Origin of the sequence: Daejeonella rubra, assembly GCF_900103545.1 — a bacterium.
Lineage (GTDB): Bacteria > Bacteroidota > Bacteroidia > Sphingobacteriales > Sphingobacteriaceae > Daejeonella > Daejeonella rubra.
The window spans coordinates 1-6,524 of record NZ_FNHH01000052.1; the positions used below are offsets into that span (position 1 = coordinate 1).

4 protein-coding genes and 1 CRISPR repeat array are annotated in these 6,524 nt (G+C 37.8%); of the genes, 1 reads left to right on the top strand and 3 read right to left on the bottom strand.

What is annotated here, in order from left to right:
• The first annotated feature begins 98 nt into the window (after window positions 1-98).
• Window positions 99-2,491: a CRISPR direct-repeat array (repeat unit 46 nt; unit sequence GTTGTTGTAAATATCAGTAGTTCAAAGAATGAAAGCAAATCACAAC).
• Between the two features lie 21 nt (window positions 2,492-2,512).
• The 3 genes from BLR27_RS18095 to BLR27_RS18105 all read right to left on the bottom strand — a co-directional run bounded on the left by BLR27_RS18095 (window position 2,513) and on the right by BLR27_RS18105 (window position 4,326).
• Window positions 2,513-2,794, bottom strand: coding sequence for a type II toxin-antitoxin system RelE/ParE family toxin (locus BLR27_RS18095; RefSeq protein ID WP_090707265.1), 282 nt, complete (start codon window positions 2,792-2,794; stop codon window positions 2,513-2,515).
• A 2-nt stretch (window positions 2,795-2,796) separates the two neighbouring features.
• Window positions 2,797-2,997 (bottom strand): hypothetical protein, encoded by a 201-nt coding sequence (locus tag BLR27_RS18100; protein ID WP_090707266.1) that lies wholly within the window; start codon window positions 2,995-2,997, stop codon window positions 2,797-2,799.
• 243 nt (window positions 2,998-3,240) lie between these two features.
• On the bottom strand, window positions 3,241-4,326 hold the full coding sequence (locus tag BLR27_RS18105; protein ID WP_245704551.1) for a zinc-dependent alcohol dehydrogenase family protein: 1,086 nt from the start codon (window positions 4,324-4,326) through the stop codon (window positions 3,241-3,243).
• 229 nt (window positions 4,327-4,555) lie between these two features.
• Here BLR27_RS18105 and pruA point away from each other — a divergent pair, with 229 nt between their 5' ends.
• Entirely contained in the window at window positions 4,556-6,190 is a 1,635-nt protein-coding gene (gene pruA, locus BLR27_RS18110) for an L-glutamate gamma-semialdehyde dehydrogenase (RefSeq protein WP_090707268.1), read from the top strand.
• Window positions 6,191-6,524: the final 334 nt, after the last annotated feature.

Here is a 6,524-nt window from a genome sequence, read left to right on the forward strand (position 1 = left end):
GTGATGTTACAGGCCGGTCTGCCTGGCGTACTTTGCTCCGGAATAAATGGGGTACTTTGTCGCGGAACACTGGCGTACTTTCGTCGGAATATCTAGCTGTTGTTGTAAATATCAGTAGTTCAAAGAATGAAAGCAAATCACAACCTTCACCTGGCTATTATTTAATAAAGATAGGTTGTTGTAAATATCAGTAGTTCAAAGAATGAAAGCAAATCACAACCTCTTACAGGGAAGCCAACATTTGCAATGGGTTGTTGTAAATATCAGTAGTTCAAAGAATGAAAGCAAATCACAACTGTTTGGCTTAATATCCTTGGATGCCTGGTGTTGTTGTAAATATCAGTAGTTCAAAGAATGAAAGCAAATCACAACAATATGAAGTTTCTGTATTTGGCAATCTAAGTTGTTGTAAATATCAGTAGTTCAAAGAATGAAAGCAAATCACAACTATTTTTCATTTGAGGGTAAAAAACAAATTGTTGTTGTAAATATCAGTAGTTCAAAGAATGAAAGCAAATCACAACTACCGGTAGACAGACCAAAGGGAAAGATGGGTTGTTGTAAATATCAGTAGTTCAAAGAATGAAAGCAAATCACAACTATTTATTCTCGACAAGCTTCTTTTCGCGGTTGTTGTAAATATCAGTAGTTCAAAGAATGAAAGCAAATCACAACTTAATACACACTATTTTATGAAAATTGTATGTTGTTGTAAATATCAGTAGTTCAAAGAATGAAAGCAAATCACAACTAAATGAGTTTGAAACTATTATTAAGGGAAGTTGTTGTAAATATCAGTAGTTCAAAGAATGAAAGCAAATCACAACAAATGACCCGCCTTGTGTCTCAATTCCCAAGTTGTTGTAAATATCAGTAGTTCAAAGAATGAAAGCAAATCACAACCATTGGGTCAAAGTGTATTCTACAAGAAGAGTTGTTGTAAATATCAGTAGTTCAAAGAATGAAAGCAAATCACAACCTACAACCAGTAGCTATTTATATTGATCAAGTTGTTGTAAATATCAGTAGTTCAAAGAATGAAAGCAAATCACAACACTGTAGAATGTAGTGTTGATGAAATCAATGTTGTTGTAAATATCAGTAGTTCAAAGAATGAAAGCAAATCACAACTATACTTTAGCTTACATGTATTCAGATAAAGTTGTTGTAAATATCAGTAGTTCAAAGAATGAAAGCAAATCACAACTGTAACAGATCCTGTAATATAACAGTTTTGTTGTTGTAAATATCAGTAGTTCAAAGAATGAAAGCAAATCACAACTATTAAACCTGATCAACCTGTTATTTATGGTTGTTGTAAATATCAGTAGTTCAAAGAATGAAAGCAAATCACAACTTATTCGTCTGATAGTCTTATTTTGGCCCCGTTGTTGTAAATATCAGTAGTTCAAAGAATGAAAGCAAATCACAACTTTTGGGGGTTTTATGTTGTGTGTGTACGGGTTGTTGTAAATATCAGTAGTTCAAAGAATGAAAGCAAATCACAACCTTCCAACGTATGACCGTGATCAACCCAAGTTGTTGTAAATATCAGTAGTTCAAAGAATGAAAGCAAATCACAACTATAGCGGGCCGAACCTACACCAAAAGCGGGTTGTTGTAAATATCAGTAGTTCAAAGAATGAAAGCAAATCACAACTACTACACACTAGATATAAACCACATAGCAGTTGTTGTAAATATCAGTAGTTCAAAGAATGAAAGCAAATCACAACTATTGGTTGTAGCGTTGGATCCTTAACGTTGTTGTTGTAAATATCAGTAGTTCAAAGAATGAAAGCAAATCACAACTTTCAGGGATGAAATTAAAGAGACCATTAGTTGTTGTAAATATCAGTAGTTCAAAGAATGAAAGCAAATCACAACACTCAATAACTACATTAAAAACGGAACATTGTTGTTGTAAATATCAGTAGTTCAAAGAATGAAAGCAAATCACAACTGCTAACATGCCTGCTATTGCTGGAGGTGAGTTGTTGTAAATATCAGTAGTTCAAAGAATGAAAGCAAATCACAACCTTGACCTGCGAAGCTTGACTTCAATACCGTTGTTGTAAATATCAGTAGTTCAAAGAATGAAAGCAAATCACAACTTTGGAACAGGTGGTAATCGTATTGAGGTGTTGTTGTAAATATCAGTAGTTCAAAGAATGAAAGCAAATCACAACACAGGCGGAGCATTAAAGGCATTGGGTGGCGTTGTTGTAAATATCAGTAGTTCAAAGAATGAAAGCAAATCACAACTTAATGTCGCCCGTTACGATTGTAACTAAAGTTGTTGTAAATATCAGTAGTTCAAAGAATGAAAGCAAATCACAACACTGTTGGGAGAATATTTTTGCAGGGATTGTTGTTGTAAATATCAGTAGTTCAAAGAATGAAAGCAAATCACAACTACGTAATAATAATCCTGTCCGTCGAGCTGTTGTTGTAAATATCAGTAGTTCAAAGAATGAAAGCAAATCACAATGCTAAATCAGGGCAAATCAAATTAAAACAAGTCGGAGTGGGTTCCGGTCCGCACCAGCTCAATAAGGTTTAAAGTTTCATTCTCTTCCCAAATAAGCAATAGATCCGTCTTAACATGGCACTCCCAGTATCCTTTAAAATTTCCGCTTAAGCGGTGAGGCCTGTACTTTTTATCAAGTCCTGCATGACCTTTTTCAGCTAGCAAACCAACAAAATCCTGAAGAATTGTGAAATCCTTAAGCGATCTTTTTTTAAGAAGTTTAATATCCCTAAGAAACTTATTAGAGGCTACCAGAGCAAACATCTTTATTTAATACTATTAAATAAAGATTCTGCATTTTTGAATTTTTTACCTTTCCCAGCTTTTAATTCATTCATGGCTGAGATAGTTTCAGAATTGGGTTCCTTAACTTCTTTAATAGATTTAAAACTTATACCAAGCTCTTTAAGGATTACTTTGATCACCGCTTCCTTTTTTTCTGGTACCAGTATCTGTAATGTTTTCATAATAATACAAAAATATCGAAAAATTATTGGTTATGAAAAGATTATCACGCAATTGGGTGAACCAATTTAAACAGGATCTAGCCTCCAAAACAATCAAAACCTAATGGAAGGCACGCAAAAAACTTATCATTCGATACAAATTCTATGCTATTAGGAAATCTGAACAAGTAAAAAGTCTGAGCGCTTTTACCTGGGTATTAAGCGGTCAGACTAAACTATTTAAATAATTATCCTTTAAAGGACCTAATCCCCAATAATAACCTTGATCGCTTTCTCTCTTGCTGCATTTCCAAAGACCTCATAGGCATCCATGATCTGATCAAATTTAAATCGGTGGGTAATTAATTTTTCCGGACTAATACCATTGCTTTCCACTGTTTTTAGCAACATTGGTGTGGTATTCGTGTTTACTAGTCCGGTAGTTATGGTAATATTCTGTATCCATAGTTTTTGAAGCTGCAGATCTACACTTTTACCATGCACACCGACATTGGCAATATGACCTCCGGGGCGGATAATTTCCTGGCAAATATCAAAAGTCTGCGGAATACCAACCGCTTCTATGGCTACATCTACCCCATCTTTCGTTTCTTTTGCAATTAATTTTGCAACATCATCTTTCGTTGGATTGATCGTATGAGTAGCGCCAAAAGTTTTAGCCACCGCCAAACGATTTTCATCCATATCGACCATGATGATCTTTGAAGGAGAATAGAATTGTGCAGTCAGTAAAGCAGACATTCCTATCGGACCAGCACCAATAATAGCAATGGTATCTCCAGGCTTTACAGTACCGTTAATTACACCGATCTCATGGCCGGTTGGTAAAATATCACTGAGCATAACCATCGCCTCTTCATTCGCACCGGCAGGTATTTTATACAGACTATTATCCGCGTGAGGAATTCGAACAAATCCAGCTTGCGTACCATCAATTAAATGACCTAATATCCAGCCACCATCTTCGCAATGCGAGTACATCTGCTTTTTACAATACTCACATTTACCGCAGGAAGTGATACAGGAGATCAGCACATGATCACCCTTTTTGAAGTTATTCACTGCAGTTCCTATTTCTTCAATAATACCAACACCTTCATGCCCCAGGACCCTTCCTTTTGTTACTGTCGGAACATCACCCTTCAGAATATGAAGGTCAGTTCCGCATATGGTCGTTTTTAAAATTTTAACAACCGCATCTGTTGGAGCCAGAATCTTAGGTTTTGGAACATCCATCCACTTCTTTTCGCCCGGTCCCTGATAAACAAGGCCTTTCATTATCGCTGTGTTTTCAGTCACTTTTACTGCTTCCATTACATTAGTACTCATAATCTTGAAATTAAAAGGTAAATAAATTCCGTTGATACAAAGATCCATAAACTCCTCCAGCCAGAAAATGAGGACAATCATATTGCAACCTGATATTAAGCAACAATAGGTTTAAATAAACGGTTCCTGTATTCAATATTGCAAGAATCAGGCCTGTTTATTTTTACAGGGAATCAATCCGCAGATTTCAATCAAAGCCTTATCTTTGACCCAACTAACGATACCAATTATGTTAAAAGGATTTTTCAACGTACCGCAACCGGTAAACGAGACGATATTAAATTATGCTCCGGGAAGTAAAGAAAGAGCATTACTGAAAGAAGCACTTGCTGAATCACGTTCCAAAACGATCGACATCCCGATGTATATCGATGGCAAAGAGGTCAGAACAGATAAAAAGGTCAATATTTTCCCGCCGCATGACCATCAGCATTTGCTTGGAAGTTATAGTCAGGGAAGCAAAGAGCATGTTTCTGATGCCATCTCGGCAGCCCTGAAAGCCAAAAATGCCTGGGAAAATTTACCCTGGGAACAGCGTGCTGCTATTTTCTTAAAAGCTGCCGATCTGATTGCCGGCCCATACCGGTATAAACTAAATGCTGCCACAATGCTGGGGCAATCAAAAAATGCATTTCAGGCTGAGATCGACGCCGCCTGTGAGCTTATTGATTTCCTGCGTTTCAATGTAAAATACATGACCGAGATCTACCAGCAACAACCACCCGTATCTCCACGGGGGAGCTGGAACAGGCTGGAGCAAAGAGCGCTTGAAGGATTTGTTTTTGCACTAACTCCATTCAACTTCACCGCAATTGCAGGTAATTTGCCTACTTCAGCAGCCATGATGGGCAATGTGGTTGTTTGGAAACCATCAAACACACAAATCTACTCTGCTAATGTATTAATGCAGATCTTCCGCGAAGCAGGTTTACCAGATGGTGTGATCAATCTGGTTTATGTTTCCGGTCCGGATGCCGGTGAAGTTATTTTCAACCATCCTGATTTCGCAGGCATACATTTTACAGGTTCTACCGCAGTATTCCAGGATATCTGGAAAACAATTGGCAATAATATCCATAAATACAAAACCTACCCGCGCATAGTTGGAGAAACAGGCGGTAAAGATTTCATTTTGGTGCATGGTTCAGCAGACGTAGAAGCTTCAAGCACCGCAATCCTTCGCGGAGCATTTGAATACCAGGGCCAAAAATGCTCTGCTGCATCAAGGGTGTACATTGCTGCATCCGTATGGCCGGCGATCAAAGAATTATTACAACGTGATCTGGCTAGCCTGAAAATGGGCCCTACAGAAGACTTCGGAAATTTTGTCAATGCCGTGATCGATGAAAAATCTTTCGATAAACTGACAGGATTTATCGACAGAGCCAAAAAGGACAAAGACCTGGAGATCATTTCTGGAGGAAACTATGATAAGTCGAAAGGCTATTTTATTGAACCTACTGTACTGCTTACCAAAGATCCGAAATACGTCACCATGTGTGAAGAATTGTTCGGACCGGTTCTGACTGTTTATGTTTATGAGGACAAAGACTTTGAGAAAACTCTTGAGATAGTGAACAGCACATCAATTTATGCATTAACCGGAGCGGTATTGGCACAGGATCGTTATGCTCTGGCTACAGCAACTCATGCATTAAGGAATGCTGCAGGTAATTTTTACATCAATGATAAATGTACAGGTGCCGTTGTAGGACAACAACCATTTGGAGGTGCCAGAGGTTCAGGAACTAATGATAAAGCCGGCTCTATGATTAATCTTTTGAGATGGGTTTCACCAAGAACCATTAAAGAAACCTTTGATCCACCTAAAGATTATCGCTATCCTTTTTTGGATAAAGACTGATCAGCGAGAACACCGAATAGGGGGTAATCAATCTAAAACAAATCCCGAAACCTGTCCTTCAGCAGGTGAGGAAACTTTGCGAGTAAGGCACAAAATTGGCTCTATGTATAGGTGAAGAAAGAATCTCGCTAAGACGCAGAGACGCTATTGCAGGATGTAAAACAAATGATCCTAACAACCTGTAAACTTTTGCGTCTTAGCGAGCCCGCCTTTCGACAGGTTTTCTATGGTCGGTGTTCTCCTTTAGACTTGTAAAAGTAAAACAGAGTATAGAACTTGTGTTTTACAATAGTTACAAGGGCAAAGGCAAATTAAGGTGTTCTCCGGGAATTAA

Bases quoted from the DNA above. Each gene is read 5' to 3' on its own strand.
- BLR27_RS18105 (WP_245704551.1), bottom strand. From the start codon at position 4,326: ATGAGTACTAATGTAATGGAAGCAGTAAAAGTGACTGAAAACACAGCG.
- BLR27_RS18100 (WP_090707266.1), bottom strand. From the start codon at position 2,997: ATGAAAACATTACAGATACTGGTACCAGAAAAAAAGGAAGCGGTGATC.
- BLR27_RS18095 (WP_090707265.1), bottom strand. From the start codon at position 2,794: ATGTTTGCTCTGGTAGCCTCTAATAAGTTTCTTAGGGATATTAAACTT.
- pruA (WP_090707268.1), top strand. From the start codon at position 4,556: ATGTTAAAAGGATTTTTCAACGTACCGCAACCGGTAAACGAGACGATA.